16 protein-coding genes are annotated in these 17,006 nt (G+C 51.1%); 11 read left to right on the top strand and 5 right to left on the bottom strand.

All coding sequences use genetic code 11. The annotated features are described in order from the left end of the window. Window positions 1–54: 54 nt before the first annotated feature. The 5 genes from Ga0123461_RS07270 to rlmN all read right to left on the bottom strand — a co-directional run bounded on the left by Ga0123461_RS07270 (window position 55) and on the right by rlmN (window position 4,485). The gene (locus tag Ga0123461_RS07270; RefSeq protein ID WP_100277723.1) at window positions 55–732 is read right to left on the bottom strand and encodes a protein-L-isoaspartate O-methyltransferase family protein; all 678 of its coding nucleotides are present in this window, start codon (window positions 730–732) and stop codon (window positions 55–57) included. 81 nt (window positions 733–813) lie between these two features. Beyond that, complete coding sequence (locus Ga0123461_RS07265; protein WP_100277722.1) at window positions 814–1,737, bottom strand: helix-turn-helix domain-containing protein; 924 nt, start codon at window positions 1,735–1,737, stop codon at window positions 814–816. 2 nt (window positions 1,738–1,739) lie between these two features. Further along, window positions 1,740–2,519, bottom strand: coding sequence for a tetratricopeptide repeat protein (locus Ga0123461_RS07260; protein WP_232710082.1), 780 nt, complete (start codon window positions 2,517–2,519; stop codon window positions 1,740–1,742). Then, window positions 2,516–3,379 (bottom strand): S-methyl-5'-thioadenosine phosphorylase, encoded by an 864-nt coding sequence (mtnP, locus tag Ga0123461_RS07255; RefSeq protein WP_232710081.1) that lies wholly within the window; start codon window positions 3,377–3,379, stop codon window positions 2,516–2,518. Before mtnP ends, Ga0123461_RS07260 begins: the two co-directional genes overlap by 4 nt. 11 nt (window positions 3,380–3,390) lie before the next feature. Continuing rightward, window positions 3,391–4,485: a dual-specificity RNA methyltransferase RlmN gene (gene rlmN, locus Ga0123461_RS07250; RefSeq protein ID WP_100278732.1), complete on the bottom strand. Its 1,095-nt coding sequence runs from the start codon at window positions 4,483–4,485 to the stop codon at window positions 3,391–3,393. 46 nt (window positions 4,486–4,531) lie between these two features. On the opposite strand from rlmN, the gene Ga0123461_RS07245 reads away from it, so the two are divergent. The 11 genes from Ga0123461_RS07245 (at window position 4,532) to der (ending at window position 17,004) form a co-directional block, all read left to right on the top strand. After that, window positions 4,532–5,599, top strand: coding sequence for a hypothetical protein (locus tag Ga0123461_RS07245; RefSeq protein WP_100277720.1), 1,068 nt, complete (start codon window positions 4,532–4,534; stop codon window positions 5,597–5,599). After that, complete coding sequence (locus Ga0123461_RS07240) at window positions 5,568–6,281, top strand: TIGR04283 family arsenosugar biosynthesis glycosyltransferase (RefSeq protein WP_257790592.1); 714 nt, start codon at window positions 5,568–5,570, stop codon at window positions 6,279–6,281. The genes Ga0123461_RS07245 and Ga0123461_RS07240 overlap by 32 nt, the downstream gene beginning before the upstream one ends. Then, window positions 6,278–6,865: a TIGR04282 family arsenosugar biosynthesis glycosyltransferase gene (locus Ga0123461_RS07235; RefSeq protein WP_100277718.1), complete on the top strand. Its 588-nt coding sequence runs from the start codon at window positions 6,278–6,280 to the stop codon at window positions 6,863–6,865. The genes Ga0123461_RS07240 and Ga0123461_RS07235 overlap by 4 nt, the downstream gene beginning before the upstream one ends. A 99-nt stretch (window positions 6,866–6,964) precedes the next feature. Then, window positions 6,965–8,233, top strand: coding sequence for a putative bifunctional diguanylate cyclase/phosphodiesterase (locus Ga0123461_RS07230; RefSeq protein ID WP_100277717.1), 1,269 nt, complete (start codon window positions 6,965–6,967; stop codon window positions 8,231–8,233). Between the two features lie 204 nt (window positions 8,234–8,437). Next, entirely contained in the window at window positions 8,438–11,653 is a 3,216-nt protein-coding gene (gene carB / locus Ga0123461_RS07225) for a carbamoyl-phosphate synthase large subunit (protein WP_100277716.1), read from the top strand. Between the two features lie 6 nt (window positions 11,654–11,659). Continuing rightward, complete coding sequence (greA, locus tag Ga0123461_RS07220; protein ID WP_100277715.1) at window positions 11,660–12,133, top strand: transcription elongation factor GreA; 474 nt, start codon at window positions 11,660–11,662, stop codon at window positions 12,131–12,133. A 28-nt stretch (window positions 12,134–12,161) separates the two neighbouring features. Next, window positions 12,162–12,653 carry a DUF4149 domain-containing protein gene (locus tag Ga0123461_RS07215; protein ID WP_232710076.1) on the top strand — a complete coding sequence of 164 codons (492 nt, stop codon included), beginning with the start codon at window positions 12,162–12,164 and terminating at the stop codon, window positions 12,651–12,653. After that, window positions 12,641–13,714, top strand: coding sequence for an AI-2E family transporter (locus tag Ga0123461_RS07210; protein ID WP_100277714.1), 1,074 nt, complete (start codon window positions 12,641–12,643; stop codon window positions 13,712–13,714). The genes Ga0123461_RS07215 and Ga0123461_RS07210 overlap by 13 nt, the downstream gene beginning before the upstream one ends. A 101-nt stretch (window positions 13,715–13,815) precedes the next feature. Then, complete coding sequence (locus Ga0123461_RS07205; protein ID WP_157819272.1) at window positions 13,816–14,448, top strand: tetratricopeptide repeat protein; 633 nt, start codon at window positions 13,816–13,818, stop codon at window positions 14,446–14,448. A gap of 20 nt (window positions 14,449–14,468) precedes the next feature. Further along, on the top strand, window positions 14,469–15,617 hold the full coding sequence (locus tag Ga0123461_RS07200; RefSeq protein ID WP_232710075.1) for an outer membrane protein assembly factor BamB family protein: 1,149 nt from the start codon (window positions 14,469–14,471) through the stop codon (window positions 15,615–15,617). A 22-nt stretch (window positions 15,618–15,639) separates the two neighbouring features. Then, entirely contained in the window at window positions 15,640–17,004 is a 1,365-nt protein-coding gene (gene der / locus Ga0123461_RS07195; RefSeq protein WP_100277711.1) for a ribosome biogenesis GTPase Der, read from the top strand. Window positions 17,005–17,006 lie beyond the last annotated feature (2 nt).

Raw genomic sequence — 17,006 nt, 5'->3', positions numbered from 1 at the left:
ACAGTTGTTGGTAAAGTTTCGGTACTGTGTCGAGTTCTTACGCCCAGCTCAGATTTAGAAAACGAATTCACGTTTCTCCGGAACGCCTTCCATGTCCTGCAGCAGGGTTTCGAACATGGTGGTTTCCTGCCATGCATTGCCTACTTTGCGGCGGTGCACCAGTGATACAACAGGATTGCTTCCGACAAAGGCCATCATTTGGCCGTTGTCTGCCAGAAGCGCTTCAATATGAGCAGGGATTTTCTTAGCTGCAGCTGTCAGCACGATGGTGTCGAACGGCTGTTGCATGTCTGCAAGAGAGGCCATTGCGTCAGCATCCATCGCGTTCACTTGAAGTATGTTAACATTGTTGACACCGTGATTGCTGATGTTTTCACGGGAGAGATCAGCAAGTGTTGCGTGAACCTCACAGCCAACAACCTCAGCTGCCTGCATGGCCAGCATCGTGGTCAGGAAGCCGGTGCCTGTTCCAATTACGAGTACGCGTTCGCTACCATCAAGCATCAGCGTCTGCAGAATCATTGCCTCCTGCAGTGGTGTGAGCATCTCCTGATTGCAGGGTAGGGGGACGTGACCTTCCATATAGGCAAGGCTGCGCACATGCTCGGGCACGAAGTTTTCGCGAGGCATGGACTCAATAAGGTCAAGTGTTGTCGGATCCAGAACCTTGCAACAACGAATCTGGTACTCGACCATATTGTGTCGTGCGGACTGAAAGTTGATGGTGGTCATAAAAGCTCCCCTCGTAAGCGTTTATCAGAGGTCCAGCAATATGCAGCAGAGAGGTGAAAATGGCAAGGTTGTTTTGCCTGTTTATCGTCCTTTGATGGTGAATCGGTAGTCACGCAGAATCTTCTTTCCACTGCTGAGAGAGCCGGTTTCAGCGACTGTTTTTCCGTCTACTTTAATCTGTAGTGCAGGAGCATTGCCACAGGTGATCCATAGCGACTCCGATGCAACAGTTACAATGGCATAATGACCATCTTTTAGCAGCGCTTCTTTATGAAGCTTTCCTTTGCTCAGGCCGCTCCCATCAGCTACGTAAACCTGTAGCCATACATCGCCGCCTACGGCTTCAAAACGATAGGTGTGTGTCTTGGATGCTGGGGCAGACTGCTTCTTGCTCTCTCTTCCTGTCGATCTGTTTCCAGCAGTTTTTTCGACTTTTTCAGTCGAATTTACTGCCTCCTCTGTTTTAGCAGGATCAATCATGGGAGTGTCATCTGACATGCTCTCCGCGTCAGTCTGCTGAGGGGTTTCAATGGCATGATCCATGCCTAGCTCGGAGGAGGTCGGCGTGTCATTGGAGAATTCGTATTCGGTGTTGTTGCTGTTTAGAATGTTGAACAGAATCATAAGAAGGATGAATGCGAGGCCTGCAATCCACGCCCAGTTTCGTGAAGGGGCAACTGCTGGATCGGGAAAGGTAAGTGGTTTTGTCAGCTTATGTTGATCGCTTTTAAATAGCTCGAGTTCAGGGTCAATATCTATTTGCAGGTATTTACTATACTGGCGCAGGAAGCCAAGTGCATAGACCTCGTCGGGAAGTGCGTCCCAGTTGCCTGACTCTAGAGCCAGCAGGTTGGACTTGCTCAGCTTCAGCATTCGAGCCGGGCTATCAACGGTTTCACCGCGAAGTTCGCGTGCCTCACAAAGTTTTCTGCCAATCTCGTTGAGTAGAGCCTGTCGCTGAGATGTGCTGTTTTCTTCAGTGGGGGTTTCTGTCTTCTCCTCCATGATTAATTCAACCGTTCAAGTTCATCAATTGCCCACGCTTTGTCCAGTACGGAGTTGGCGCTCTGACTGAACTCCTGCAGTAGTTGGCGCGCATGCGCTGTGGCTCGCTGTTTTTTTAGAACCTCAACTAGGCCTTCGACAATAGAGCGGTTGCTATTGTTCTTGCTGTATAGAGCTTGATAAAGTAGGCGCGCTTCATTCAGACGGTTATCGCGGGCATAGGCGTTGGCCATCTTCATTTCGGGCAGCATGCTGTCTGGGCTGAAAACCTGAGCCTGACGATAGGCTTGAATAGCATCGGCACTCTTTTTCTGACCGAGCAATGCATCGCCAAGATTGATGAAAGCCAAATCCTGATTGGGGTAGCGTGGGTCATCAAGCGCACTGCGGGCCATCTTTTCAGCCTCCTCAAAGCGTTCAAGTTTATTCAGCAGGTTGGCATAGTTGTTTTTTGTGGCTGAAGCGGCGCCATATTTCAAGGCGCGTTTATAATATAACTCGGATTTATCCAGATTGCCGCGCAGCAACCAGGCATAAGCAAGTGCATCGAGAACCACAGGTTGATTCGGGCGGAGTTTGTTGGATTTCATCAGCTCCTCAAACGCCTTGGGCAGCATACCCTCCTTTTGAAGTGCATCCAGTCCAAGCCTGTAGTGGGTGTCGGCAAGTTTATGGTCTTGATCCCGTTGCTTCTGATTTCCGGCGCACCCTGTAAGAGCTATAACCAGAAGAATGAGCAGGGTGGTGGTGAACCCTTTGCGTATGTGCATGTAGCGGATCACAAAAGCCTCTCTACCAGTGCATGAATGGGCCTGAGGGCATCGTCGCTCTGTTTCTTAAGGTCAGCAAAAACGCCATTTTCAAGCGCAGTTGAGCAGCCACAGCTGCAGACGTGTTTATCTGAAGAGTCCTTGAAAAAGCACTGCAGCATGGCCTGTGCTTTAGCCACATTGCCATGCATGACTGCGACAATCGACTGTACGGAAACATCCTCTTCCTCTTCATGCCAGCAGTCGTAATCAGTGCTCATGGCAACTGTTGCGTAGCAAATCTCGGCTTCTCGGGCGAGTTTTGCTTCCGGCATGTTGGTCATGCCGATCACGTCCATGCCCCAGTTCCGGTAGAGTTCTGACTCAGCGCGGCTGGAGAATTGCGGCCCCTGCATCACCAGGTAGCTGCCCGAAGCATGAGTGGTGATGGACGCACCGCTACAGGCGGTTAATAGCTCTTTTTTCAGGCAGGAGCAGACCGGGTCGGCCATCGAGACATGGGCAACAATCGGGCCGTCAAAAAAAGTATTCTCTCTGCCATGGGTGCGGTCTACAAACTGATCGACAAGGACAAAGTGGCCCGGTTCGATCTCCTGACGCAGTGAGCCAACGGCAGAGATGGAGATAATACGATTCACACCGGCAAGTTTCATGGCATAGATATTGGCGCGATAATTAATCTTGTGAGGAGGAGTGCTGTGGTCGCGCCCATGGCGGGGGAGGAAAACAACCTCGTGGCCGTTGATAGTTGCCAGAAGCAGTTGATCAGAGGGCTTTCCGTATGGCGTTTCAATCTCAAGGGTGTCGATTACCTCGATTCCCTGAATGTCATATAACCCGCTGCCGCCGATAATGCCCGTGCGCGCTTGCATCTGATCTCCCATTACTCTACTGAGGTCTCCGCCTTCAGTTGTCCGCAGGCAGCCATAATATCCTGTCCGCGCGAGCGCCTCACAGTGGCACGAATTCCTTTTGAAATCAAGCGTTGCGCAAACTTGCTCATGTGTTCCTTTGAGCTTCCTTCGTAGGGGCTACCGGGGTAGGTGTTGAACTGGATGAGGTTGACGCGCTCACGCTCCGGGTTAACGAAATCAATCAGAGCCTGGAGATCCTCCTCCCTGTCATTGGTCTCTTTGAGTAATACATATTCAAGTGTGATGTGTCGCTGTTTGCCCAGGGAGTAGCGATTCAGGCAGTCGCGCAGCTGTTTCAGCGGGTGCTTCTTGTTAATCGGCACAAGCACATCGCGAAGCGTATCAATCGCCGAGTGCAGCGAAATGGCAAGGTTAACATTGAATGTTTCGCCAAGACGGTTGATCTGGGGTACCAGTCCGGAGGTCGATACGGTGATTCTGCGGCGTGAGAGTTTCAGCCCATCATCCGATAATAGCATGATCAGGCTCTCATGCAGCCCTGCCTCGTTGGCCAAGGGTTCGCCCATGCCCATGTAGACGATATGCGTGACCTCATTGTGTAGCTCACCCGTTAGCGGTTCGTTGCGCAGGTCTGCCTTGATCATCAGTACCTGGGCAATGATCTCACCCGCAGTCAGGTTTGCCTCGAAAGCCTGCGTGCCGGTGTGGCAGAAGGGGCAATCCAGTACGCAACCTACCTGTGACGAGATGCAGACGGTTCCCCGGCTCTCTTCGGGGATCAGTACGCTCTCAACCATCTTTCCGGCCATGCGCGGTCGATTAAGGGCAAAGACATATTTGCGTGTGCCATCACTGGAGCACTCGCGACGAACCAGTCGCAATGGCTGGCACAAAAGCTCTTCATTGAGGATAAGACGCAGTTCATTAGGGATATTTTTCATCTCATCAGGATTAAGGACGCCTTTGTTGCGCCAGTCGATTACCTGCTTGGCTCGAAAGGCGGGCTGACCTCGGTCCTTCATAAGTGACTGCAGAGCCGCGAGGCTGATGACTGGCAACTGCGGTTTGTCATTACTGTTCGTTGTCAAAGTAGAGGTAGGCATACGGCGCATTGTGACAGAGACCGTGTTTCTGAGATAGCATTGGGCAATGGCAATATCTCTGGCAAGTGAAACCCCCGTATCTATCCCATCGCATGATTTCAATATCATGCTCGACTTTGCGCGCACTGTGTTCAGCTTGAAGGATAACCAAACCTATCTCGATCTGCTGGAAGCTTATCTTCCGGATACCGCAAAGATAAAAACCCAGTGGCCTAGTGTGTTGATGGGTTTTGATTATCACCTGACCCCGGACGGGCCGAAATTAATCGAAATCAATAACAATGCTGGTGGCCTCTATGTTGGTGATAATCGCTGGTTGCCTCAACCTGCTATTGCTGAGCTTCCTGGGTCGCTTGAGCAACGGCTGACTGAAATGTTTCATGCTGATTGGGCGACCATTGCGATTATGGATGAGGATGTAACCAATCAGTATATGTATCCAGAGATGCTTGCTTATGCGTCACACCTTGAGCGGGACAGTCGCCATGTTGTCGTGGTGAGCCCTGAAGATCTTCAGCTGAGCGGTGATGGGCTCTATTTTGATGGAAGGAAGATAGATGCGATCTACAACCGGCATACCGATTTTTACCTGGAAGGAGCTGATCTCACTCATGTTCGCACCGCTTACGAACTAGGTCAGGTTGTCGTTAATCCGCATCCACGCAGTTACGCGCTAATCGGTGATAAATCGCGCATGGTAGACTGGTGGCGTGAAGGGTTGCTTGAGCAGTGTATCGAAATTGATGCTATTGACAGGATTCGTGCAGTAACACCGCAAACGCTTCAGTTTGCTGAGGTGGACTTGGACAAGGTTTGGACTGACCGTAAAAAGTGGGTTTTTAAACCTGCAGCAAGGCATGGTGGTAAAGGCGTTGTGCTCGGTAAAGGCATGAGTCGCAAACGATTTGAATCACTGGATAGCGGGGAGACGATTATTCAGCAGCTTGTTCCGGCTTCCCAAGTGGAAGTTGAAGGTCAAAATATGAAGCTTGATATTCGCTTGTACATGCATGGTGAAAAGCTGATCGCCCTGGCTGGTCGTGTCTGGCGTGGGCAGGTGACCAATTTTCGCGAGCCTGGCAGTGGTTGGGTGGCTTTGTCTATTGAGGGCTGATGAAGCCACGGTTGCAGCGGTTGTGCCCGTGTATAATGAGGCAAAAATTTTACCTGGAATGATCGCAAGATTGAGTGAATTAGGTTTTAATGAACTTGTTGTTGTCGACGGTGGATCTAGCGATGAAAGTGAGTTGATACTCATGGATTCTGGCCTGAAGTGGATAGCATCAGAGCAGGGAAGGGCAAGGCAGATGAATGTCGGAGCTTCAGAATGCGTATCCGATATTCTTATTTTTATTCACGCAGATACAATTTTTCACCCTGATTGTCTGAGGTCATTAAAGAGGGTGGTTGGGTCGCCTGAAGTGGTGGGTGGGCGCTTTGATCTGCGTCTATCAGGGGGCTCTTTATTTTATCGTCTGATTGAGGGATTTATCAACCTGCGTTCGCGCATTTCAAAAATCAGTACCGGCGATCAGTGTCTTTTTGTGCGCCGTGCCCTGTTTGAGAAGATGGGCGGATTTGCTGAATTGCCGTTGATGGAGGATATCGAATTCTCAAAGCGGCTGAAGCGGCAAGGGAGAGTTGTCTGTCTAAAAGAGCGGGTGGTTACAAGTAGTCGCCGCTGGGAGAAGAAAGGTGTTGTGAAAACGATACTGCTGATGTGGAAGCTGAGGTTTCTCTATTGGATCGGCATCTCTCCGGAGAGATTGGCTGAGTTGTACAGGCATGCCCGATGAGGCTGCATGTTATCATTATGTGTAAAGCGCCTATTCCAGGGGCTGTGAAGACTAGGCTTATTGGTCGCTACTCCCCCCATGAGGCAGCCTGTCTACATTCAAAAATGGCTACCGCTGTCATTCAGCGGGCACTCAGGCTGTTTGATGCTGTCTTTATTGCTGCTGACGATCCCGGACATTCGTTTTTTTCAGGCTTTAACGCTCCTACCCTTAGACAAGGTGAGGGTGACCTTGGCTCCCGAATGAATCGTTTGATGCTGTCGGCATTTGATGATGGCGCAGAGGCGGTGATGTTTCTCGGTACTGATTCACCCCATATGAAAGAAAGGCGATTGCTGGAGGCAGCCGGACTGCTGCACGAATATGAAGTTGTGCTTGGGCCGGTAGAGGATGGAGGCTATGACCTGATTGCCCTGGTTTCACCTCAGCCTGTTTTCAGTAATATAAGCTGGTCCACTGAGCGGGTTACTGAAGAAACAGTGGATAACATCAGAGGTTTGAACCTCTCTTATGCCATGCTCGATAAGGGTTTTGATATCGACCATGAAGAGGATCTTGAGCGGGCAGGCTGGGGCGGCGCTTAACGTTTGTTGCTTCCGATTTTGCAGCCAAGGCGATATCGTCTATAATGGATATATAGGCATAGATATTAACTGACGGGATAACCTTTTAAGGGTGGGTGTATGGTGAGCAGCGACGCTGGCGACTCCTTTTATGATGAAATGACAGGTCTGCCAAATAGGGTGCTTCTGATTGATCGTATCAAACACGAGATTCGAGTGGCAGAAAGAAACAGGACTTCGCTTGCCTTGCTTCACATTGATCCTTTTCCCTTCTCTGATATCAATAGCGCACTGGGATTCGATGTTGGTGATGAGTTGCTGGTTCAGTTTTCAGAACGACTGCAGGCCATTGTCAGGAGGGCAGATACCGTAGCCCACCTCTCCAGCGATGAGTTTGCGCTGTTAATGCCGACGGTCAGTGAAGAGTTGGTTCAGACGGTAACCGCAAAACTTTTAACCTGCTTTGAAGAGCCATTCAAGGTGAAGGGCGAATCAATCTTTCTTGGGTTGAATATGGGGATTGCTACCTATCCGCTAAACTGCGCGACTCCCGAAGAGATGATGCGTGGAGCCATGGTCGCAGTAAAAGATGCCAAGGCAAGAAAAGAGAATGTAGTCAACTATAGTGGCCATATGAACCAGCAGGCTAGTGAGAACCTCCAGATTTTCGGAGCCTTGCGAAAAGCGATTCATTCAGGATCACTTGAATTGAATTTCCAGCCCCAGATCGATATTAGATCAGAAAAAATGGTTGCTGTGGAAGCACTCGCCCGCTGGGGGCGTGCGAATATATCACCTTTAAAATTTATCCCAGTTGCTGAAACCACCGGCCTGATTTGTGATTTAACGGAGTGGATGCTGGATGCAAGCCTCAAACAGGCCGCTGATTGGAAGCGCAAGGGTGTGGAACATGGGCTGTCAGTGAATATCTCAACACGAGACCTGCTCAACCCGAAATTCGCCAGTTCCGTCCAGAAGAAGGTCGATGAGTACGGAGTCTCTGGCTATCCGCTTACCTTCGAAGTAACAGAAAACTCGGTGATGCAGCATGTTAATCATGCGGTAAAAACACTTCACCAGCTAAATCAAGCGGGATTCAGGATATCTATAGATAATTTTGGCACAGGCTATTCGTCGCTTGCCTACCTGAAGAATATCCCTGCAGATGAGTTGAAGATCGATCGTAGTTTTGTTATCGGGCTGTACAATAGTCCGGCTAACCAGAAGCTGGTACGTGCCATTACCAGTCTGGCCCATGAGTTTGAGCTCACAGTTGTGGCCGAAGGGGTGGAAACGCCTGAAGATCTCGAACTGCTAAAGCTGTATGAATGTGATGTTGCTCAGGGATTTCTGTTCGGCGAAGCAGTTGCTGGCGGTCAATTCTCCTGACCAGAAACAATGGGTAAGTAAGCTTATTGCCAATAATCTGATGCAGTTAAGAAAAAGATGTCTGTCACGGGCTCCATAAAGACAGCTTGCACCTTTTCCGACGGCTGATGCTGCGCTAGGGTTGGCGAATTGGCGGGTGAGTCATGAACTTACCCGTTTTCTGTGTCTGGAATTCAAGATTCCGATCGAGGAGAAACTACGCCGATGCCACGCTGTAATGATATTCAATCCATCATGATTCTGGGAGCAGGTCCGATTGTTATCGGTCAGGCTTGTGAGTTTGATTACTCTGGAGTTCAAGCCTGTAAGGCGCTCAAGGAAGAAGGGTTCCGGGTTATCCTGGTAAACTCCAATCCCGCCACGATCATGACCGATCCCGAGTTTGCCGATGCGACCTACATTGAGCCGGTTACCTGGGAAGTTGTAGCCAAGATTATTGAGAAGGAACGCCCTGATGCGATTCTGCCAACTATGGGCGGTCAGACAGCGCTGAACTGTGCTCTTTCCCTGAATAAACACGGCATCCTTGAGAAGTTCAATGTGAAGCTGATTGGTGCCCAACCTGATGCGATCGACAAGGCTGAAGATCGCGAACGGTTCAAACATGCAATGGACCATATTGGTCTGGAAATGGCGCGTGGTGGCTTTGCCCACTCGATGGAGGAGACCAGAGCACTGGCTGCCGAGATCGGTTATCCGATCATTATTCGTCCATCCTTCACGCTTGGCGGTTCCGGCGGCGGTATCGCCTACAACCCTGAAGAGCTGGAGCAGATTGCAGCTTCCGGCCTTGATGCTTCACCTACCGATGAGATTCTCGTTGAAGAGTCGATCATCGGCTGGAAAGAGTATGAGATGGAAGTGATGCGCGATCACGCTGATAACTGCGTCATCATCTGCTCGATTGAGAACTTCGATGCCATGGGTGTGCATACCGGTGACTCCATTACCGTGGCACCTGCCCAGACGCTGACGGATAAAGAGTATCAGAAGATGCGTGATGCTTCGATTGCCATTCTGCGTGAGATCGGCGTTGAAACGGGCGGCTCCAATGTACAGTTCGCGGTGAATCCAAAAGATGGCCGGCTGATTGTAATTGAGATGAATCCTCGCGTTTCCCGCTCCTCAGCCCTTGCTTCCAAGGCGACCGGCTTCCCGATTGCCAAGATTGCGGCCAAGCTGGCCGTTGGCTACACGCTGGATGAGATTCGCAATGATATTACCGGTGAAACGTGGGCGGCCTTTGAGCCGACCATCGATTACGTGGTCACCAAGCTGCCACGCTTTGCGTTTGAAAAGTTCCCGGGTGCCGATACACGCCTGACAACGCAGATGAAGTCTGTGGGTGAGGTGATGGCCATTGGTCGTTCCTTCACTGAGTCGCTGGGTAAAGCGATGCGCGGCCTTGAAACCGGCTCCTGTGGCTTCGATTACAACATACCTGATGATGTCGATGAGGATCGATTCTTGCAGGATAAACTTGCTGTTCCCAGGGCTGAGCGCCTCTGGTGGATCGGTGAGGCGCTGCGCGCTGGCTGGACTGAAGAGCGGGTGTTTGATGTGACGCATATCGATCCGTGGTTTATCCGTGAGATCACAGCTGTAATCCTGCTTGAAAAAAACCTTTGTGGCCGAGATGTGGGCGGGTTGACGCGAGAGCAGTGGCTTGAAGCTAAGCGTGAAGGCATTTCAGATATGCGCCTGGCACAGCTGCTGGCCAGTGATGAGCTGACTGTGCGCAAAGCTCGTCAGGCAGCCGGTGTGAATCCTGTGTTTAAACGTGTGGATACCTGTGCTGCCGAGTTTGAAGCGCATACCCCTTACCTCTACTCCACCTATGAAGATGAGTGTGAAGCGCGCCCGAGTAACAAGAAGAAGATCATGGTGCTTGGTGGTGGCCCCAACCGCATCGGTCAGGGTATTGAATTTGACTACTGCTGCGTACATGCTGCATTCGCTCTGTCGGAAGACGGATTTGAAACGATCATGGTCAACTGTAACCCTGAAACCGTTTCCACCGATTACGACACCTCCGACCGCCTTTATTTTGAGCCGGTGACCTACGAAGATGTGATGGCCATTGTTGATGTTGAGAAACCTGATGGTGTGATCGTCCAGTATGGTGGCCAGACGCCTCTGAAACTGGCTGAGTCGCTTGAGGCTGCCGGTGTTCCGATTATCGGCACCAGTCCAGATATGATCGATCTGGCAGAGGATCGTGAACGCTTCCAGAAACTGCTGCAAGATCTGGGGCTTAAACAGCCTGAGAACGGTACGGCCCGTTCCACTGAAGAGGCGATTGAGGTTGCTGCTGAAATCGGTTATCCGGTTGTGGTGCGTCCATCTTATGTTCTCGGTGGCCGTGCGATGCAGATTGTTCATGATCAGAAGGGGCTGCTCCGTTATATGAGTGAGGCGGTGCAGGCATCTCCGGATCATCCGGTGCTTTTGGACCGCTTCCTGAACGCTGCCATTGAACTGGATGTTGATGCGCTCGCTGATGGCAAGCGTGTCGTGATTGGCGGCATCATGGAACATATTGAGGAGGCTGGCGTTCATTCAGGTGATTCGGCCTGCTGCCTGCCACCGCATACCATTGCTGAAGATATTATTGCCGAAGTTCGTCGTCAGACTGAAATGCTTGGTCTGGCACTGAATGTGAAAGGCCTGCTGAATATCCAGTTCGCTATTCAGGGCGATACGATCTATGTGCTGGAAGTCAATCCGCGCGCATCACGTACCGTGCCTTTTGTATCCAAGGCGACCGGCAAGCCGCTGGCCAAGATTGCGGCACGTATCATGTCAGGGCAGTCGCTGGATGATCTCGGTATTGATGAAATCCCACAGCCAACCACATTCCGTTCGGTAAAAGAGGCAGTGTTCCCATTTGTGAAGTTCCGCGGTGTTGATCCGCTGCTGAGCCCCGAGATGAAATCGACAGGTGAGGTTATGGGTATTGCTACAACCTTCGCAGCAGCCTTCTCAAAGGCTCAGTTGGGTGGTGGGCTTCGCCTGCCTGAGTCCGGTCGGGCCTTTGTTTCGGTGCGTGATGCCGATAAGGGAGGAGCTGTGAAGTTGGGTAAATTACTTGTTGAGGCAGGCTTCGAACTGTTGGCAACCAGCGGCACCTATCAAGTACTTAGTGACGCAGGGATTGCAGTGGAGCAGGTCGCCAAGGTGACCGATGGTGTGCGTCCGCATATCGTGGATCGCCTGCTTAACGATGAGGTGAATCTGATAGTTAACACCACAGAAGGTCTGCAGACGATCAAGGATTCTAAATCGATTCGTCAGGCAACGCTGGAGCGTGGTATCGCCTATTTCACAACATTGGCTGGTGGCCTTGCTGCTGCAGAAGCCATTGCCGGCCATTCAGATGTAACAGAAGTAAAAAGTATTCAGGAATACCACAAGGGGTAACAGTAATTGGAACGTGTACCGATGACAAAACAGGGTGCTGAAGCACTGCGTGAAACTCTTGCTTTTCTAAAGGGGGAGAATCGTCACAGGATCGTGAGAACGATTGAAACGGCGCGTGCACACGGTGATCTCTCCGAAAATGCCGAGTATCACGCTGCCAAAGAAGAGCAGGGCATGAATGAAAGTCGCATCACCTCGATTGAAGACAAACTGGCGCGAGCTCATGTTATCGATCCATCTACCATCACAGCCGAGAAGATTGTTTTTGGTGCCTCTGTCGACTTGATCGACCTTGATGAGGGAACTGAGGTGACCTATCAGGTGGTGGGTGTTGATGAGGCTGATATTGAAAATGGTAAAGTATCCATTACCTCACCGATCGCACGTGCGATGATCGGCAAGGAGGAGGGCGATATAATCGCTGTTCAGGCTCCTTCTGGTGAACGCGAGTATGAGGTTCAGGAGATTCGCTACGAGTGAGGGCTTTATTGGTCGGCAGGTGCATGTCATGGTGAACGCAAAGTGCCTGCGCATAGGCACGCTTCGCCTCTGCCTTGCCCTGATGCTGGGTCTTCTGGCTGTCCCGGGTTATCTCGTCGCTCCGGTTCTGTTCGCCAAAGCAGGAGCTGTTTCGATGGCAGGTATGCTTGCAGGCGAAGTTTTCCATATGGCCAACATGGCTCTGATACTGCTTTCAGCGGTAGTCATTACACTCTGGCTTATGCGAAGCAGCGGCATGGAGGTTGGCCGGATGCGCTGGTCGCTTCTTCTTCTGTTGGCCGCCCTGATCGTAACCAATGAGTACGGCATCTCGCCGATTCTGGCCGATTTGAAAGCGCAGGTTGGGTCTATGGACCTGGTGGCCAAAGATGATCCGATTCGCCAGCAATTCGGGATCTGGCATGGAGTCAGTGCTGTGTTGCATCTGATTTCGGCAATTGCGGCAGCGGGAATGGTTGCTCTAGGGCCGACAGGGCGCGGAGAGTCATGTTCGTCTTAACCGACTGGCTGAAGAAGCGCCTGGCTGATACCGAACTGGTGATGTTGCTCTCATCACTGCTGGTTATCTTCCTGCTGTTGATCCTTCTGGTGCCGGTCCTGGCTCCGGTGCTTCTGGCCATTGCGCTGGCATATGTGCTCGATGGTGTAGTTGATCTCCTGGTGCGCTGCAAAACACCGCGCATGCTGGCGATCGCAATTGCGGGCGGAGGGGCACTTCTGCTGATTATGTTCGCCCTGCTGGCCGTTCTACCGCTATTAACTGAACAGGTGGGTCGGCTGGTTACGCATGCGCCGCAGTACGTGCAGTCGATCAGAGAGATGTTTTTGCAGTTGCAGAGCAATCATGCCGAGTGGATAAATCCGGACTTCCTGCAGAAGGTGATTGCAGCGATAGCCACCAAGCTTCAGGAGTGGGGCGGCGCTCTGCTTACCTTCTCCATAGCCTCCATTCCGGGCATGATTACCCTGCTGGTTTACGCTGTTCTTGTGCCGGTAATGGTGTTTTTCTTTCTCAAAGACAAACATCTCATTATTGACTGGATGCAGCAGTTTCTGCCCAAGGAGCGCTCACTGCTGCAGCGGGTATGGGCTGAGCTTGATACACAGATCGGTAATTACATCCGGGGTAAATTCTGGGAAGCATTCATTGTCGGTTTAGCCATGTGGCTGGTCTTCTGGTGGATGGGGCATGAATATGCGGTGCTGCTTGGTGTACTGACCGGCATATCGGTCTGGATCCCCTTTGTCGGTGCTGCTGTGGTGACCATTCCGGTTATTCTACTCTCCTTTTTTCAGTGGGGATGGACCGACACCATGGCTTACAGTGTAATGGCGTATGGAGTGGTGCAGGCGATCGATGCAAATGTGATAGTGCCATGGCTCTTCTCGGAGATCGTCAACCTGCACCCGATAGCTATTATTGTGGCGATACTGCTCTTTGGTAGCCTGTGGGGCATTGTTGGTGTAATGATTGCCATACCGATGGCGGCACTGGTGAAAAGTGTAGTCTCCATTGTGCTGGAGCGACGTCACGATTCTATGCAGGGCATTGAACCCTGACATTGACAGTAGCCGGGTGCCTTTTAGGGTGCAGCAGCTTTATATAACCGGATTGCCTCGATCAGGCCGGTTGTTCATTGATGTGAACGAGGATGAAAGAGATGAGTGATGACATACCAGTGAAGGATAATGACCTGGATGAATTGAAACGGGAAATGCGTTCTGCCCAGTGGATGGATTGGGTTGAGGCCAATAAAAACGGCCTGATGGGTGCCGCTGCAGCAGTATTGGTTGTGCTGATAGCTACCGGATTCTGGATTGAAAGTGATCGCTCCCAGCGTGCTACAGCAGCTACCATTTATCAGCAGGCGGTAAATGAAACCGATCTGGGTAAGAAAAAGGCTATGTTGCAGAATGTCAGCAGGGACTTTTCTGGCAGCAGTTATGGTGCGCTTGCCCTGATGCAACTGGCTGGTGTTGATCTTGAGAATTCAGAGGTTCACCTGAACGCATTGATCAGCCACAGTAAAGCAATGGAAGAGTGGGTATGGCAGGCTAGGCTAGATCTGGCCGCAATCAAAATTTCAGCTGGCGACAGTGCTGCTGCAAAATCCCTGCTCGATGAGCATGTTGGTACGCAGTATCAGCAGGTTCGTTATTTTATGCTCGCACAGATCTCAACCGATGAGAGTGAGAAGCAGCAGTACCTGCAGAAGGCTCTGGATGCGCCATCCGCAAACGATGCTGATCTTATTCGTAAAATCGAATCACAGATGAGCAAGAAAGTATCCTGATGCTCAGTCAACGTTTGAAGTTGCCATTTCTGATTGGCACGGCTCTTATCCTGTCGGCATGCTCGACAGGATTTTTTACATCTGAAGAGATTGAGGAAAAAGCCGTACTGACTGTCGATTCAGAGATCTCTGTTGCCTGGTCTATCGACCTGGACCAGAGGCGTCCGGCTTCGCCATCCGGCATGAGTAACCCTGCAGTGGTGCAGGGAGAACATGGCGAGGTGATTGTTGCTGGAGCCCAGGACAGAAGAGCAAGGGTGTTTAATACCAATGGTAGTGAGATTCAGCGCATTGCATTGAGCGCTCCCGGTGAATCTGGAGGTCTGCAGTTAGCTAATGGGCTGGTTGTCGTTGGTGATGTGGATGGCAAGCTGTTCGGCCTTGATATCAACACCGGGATTGTGGCCTGGCGTGTGGAGCTTCCATCTTCCGTTATGAGCAGGCCGGTTCCTGTTGGTGATGACTTTATCGTTCAAACCGAGAACAACCAGGTGTTCCGCTTTACTCCGAATGGAGTAAAAGTCTGGAGTTATTCCGGTCCACTGGGTGGCCTAGGCATGCAGATTCAGCCCTCTCCAGTGGTACACCGGGATCACGTTTATATTGCCATGAAGAATGGTGATGTCGTTGCATTGAAAGCTGATAATGGAAGCTTTCTATGGCAACGACAGTTGTTGCTGAATAACAATGCAACTGTTTTAAGTGAACTGAAGGTTCCGGCTGCAACCCCTGTGCTGATTTTGGCGGAACTCTCCGGAAGGCACGAGGACATGCTGGCTGTGCCGATTTTTCAGGGCGAGATTTTTTTCCTCTCACTGCTGGATGGGAGCACATTGATGAATCGTGTGATTTCCACGAAATCATCACCACTTCAGGTCGGGAAACAGATATACGTAGCCGATGCCAAGGGCGCACTGAGCATGCTGGATGCCTCTGGTGGTGAAACACTGTGGAAGCAGGAACTCTCAAATGGTGAGCTGGCAGGGCCTGTATTATGGCATAAAAATCTCTGGGTAGCAGACGAGTTTGGCAAGGTGTTCCGCCTGAGTCTGGACGGTAAACTACTTGGAATGGTGGAGCTAGCCGGTCGTATCGACTTGGCTCCTGTTGTTTCCTCTGACGGAGTGATGGTTAGAAATAACCTTGGAACTCTGTTTAAACTGCGCTGAGCGCGCCAAAACAGGTATCCCCTTGAATCAGAAATCTAATCACCCTCAGGTAGCCGGCCGATTGCCGGTGGTTGCCATTGTCGGACGCCCGAATGTGGGTAAATCAACCCTGTTCAACCGCCTGTTGGGCTCACGTAAAGCTATTGTCGGGGATCGTCCCGGTGTGACCGTCGACAGGCTGGAGAGCGAATGCCTGATCGGCACTCAGAATGTGGTGCTGGTAGATACCGGTGGTATCGGAGAGGGTACCTATGATGTGATGCAGCCAGCTATCGATATACAGGTGGAGGCTGCCCTTGAAATTGCCGATGTGGTCCTGTTTGTTGTTGACGGTCAGGCTGGAGCTACACCGGTAGATGCGGCTATTGCCTCAAAACTTCGCCGTCATCAGATTCCTGTTGCGCTGGTTGTCAATAAAGCTGAAAAGCCGGATAGTGAACTTGATTTTTTCAGCCTTGGCATGGGAGATCCTGTTGCGATATCTGCCTCCCATGGCAACGGCATTCGCGATTTTTCCGTGCAACTTGAGCGTATGCTTCCAGAGGTGGTTGAGTCCAGAGAAGAGGGGCAGGAGCCGGTTGCCAGCATAGCTGTCATAGGTCGCCCCAATGTAGGGAAATCGACCCTGATCAATGCATGGCTTGGCAAAGAGCGAATGGTGGTTAGTGATATTGCCGGAACCACACGCGATGCGATCGATAGTTTTCTTGATTACCGCAACGGTGTTGTCCGTCTGGTGGATACGGCAGGGCAACGCAAACATGGCCGAATCAGTGATATCATTGAGTTCGTTGCCCGTGTGAAAGCCGTGCAGGCATTTCGTCGTGCAGATGCAGCTGTCATGGTGCTTGATGGCCCTGAAGGTGTTGCTGAGCAGGACATGCGCCTGATGCAGCTGGCACAAGATGAAGGCTGTGCACTCATCGTAGCTGTTAATAAGCTTGACCTGATGACAGAGGCTGAGTGGAAACACTATGTCGAACGGCTCGATTTCCGCATGCGCGGATTATCCGACATTCTGGTTTGCAAAATCACTGCCAAGAGCGGGAAAGGGGTGAAAAAACTTCTTGATGAGGCAGTGAAGGCAGCCGGTCGTAATCGCTTTGAAGTGGGGACGGGTGAGCTTAACCGCTGGATGCAGGCTGCTCAGGAAGCACAGCATCCCCCAAGTGATCGTGGCGCGGCAGTGAAGCTTAAATATGCATCTCAGATTGCCACCTCACCACCAAGTATTAAAATATTCTGTAACCGCCCTCAGGCGTTGAAAACGAGTTACCGTCGTTATCTGGAGCAATCCTTTCGTAAGACATTCAACCTGACTGGTGTACCTGTTCGTTTAACCTTTGCAGGGGGTAATAACCCCTATGCTCCGGAGAAAAAGCGCTGATC

The sequence above is a fragment of the Mariprofundus aestuarium genome (assembly GCF_002795805.1).
Taxonomy (GTDB): domain Bacteria; phylum Pseudomonadota; class Zetaproteobacteria; order Mariprofundales; family Mariprofundaceae; genus Mariprofundus; species Mariprofundus aestuarium.
This window is presented reverse-complemented; position numbering and strand designations above follow the sequence as displayed.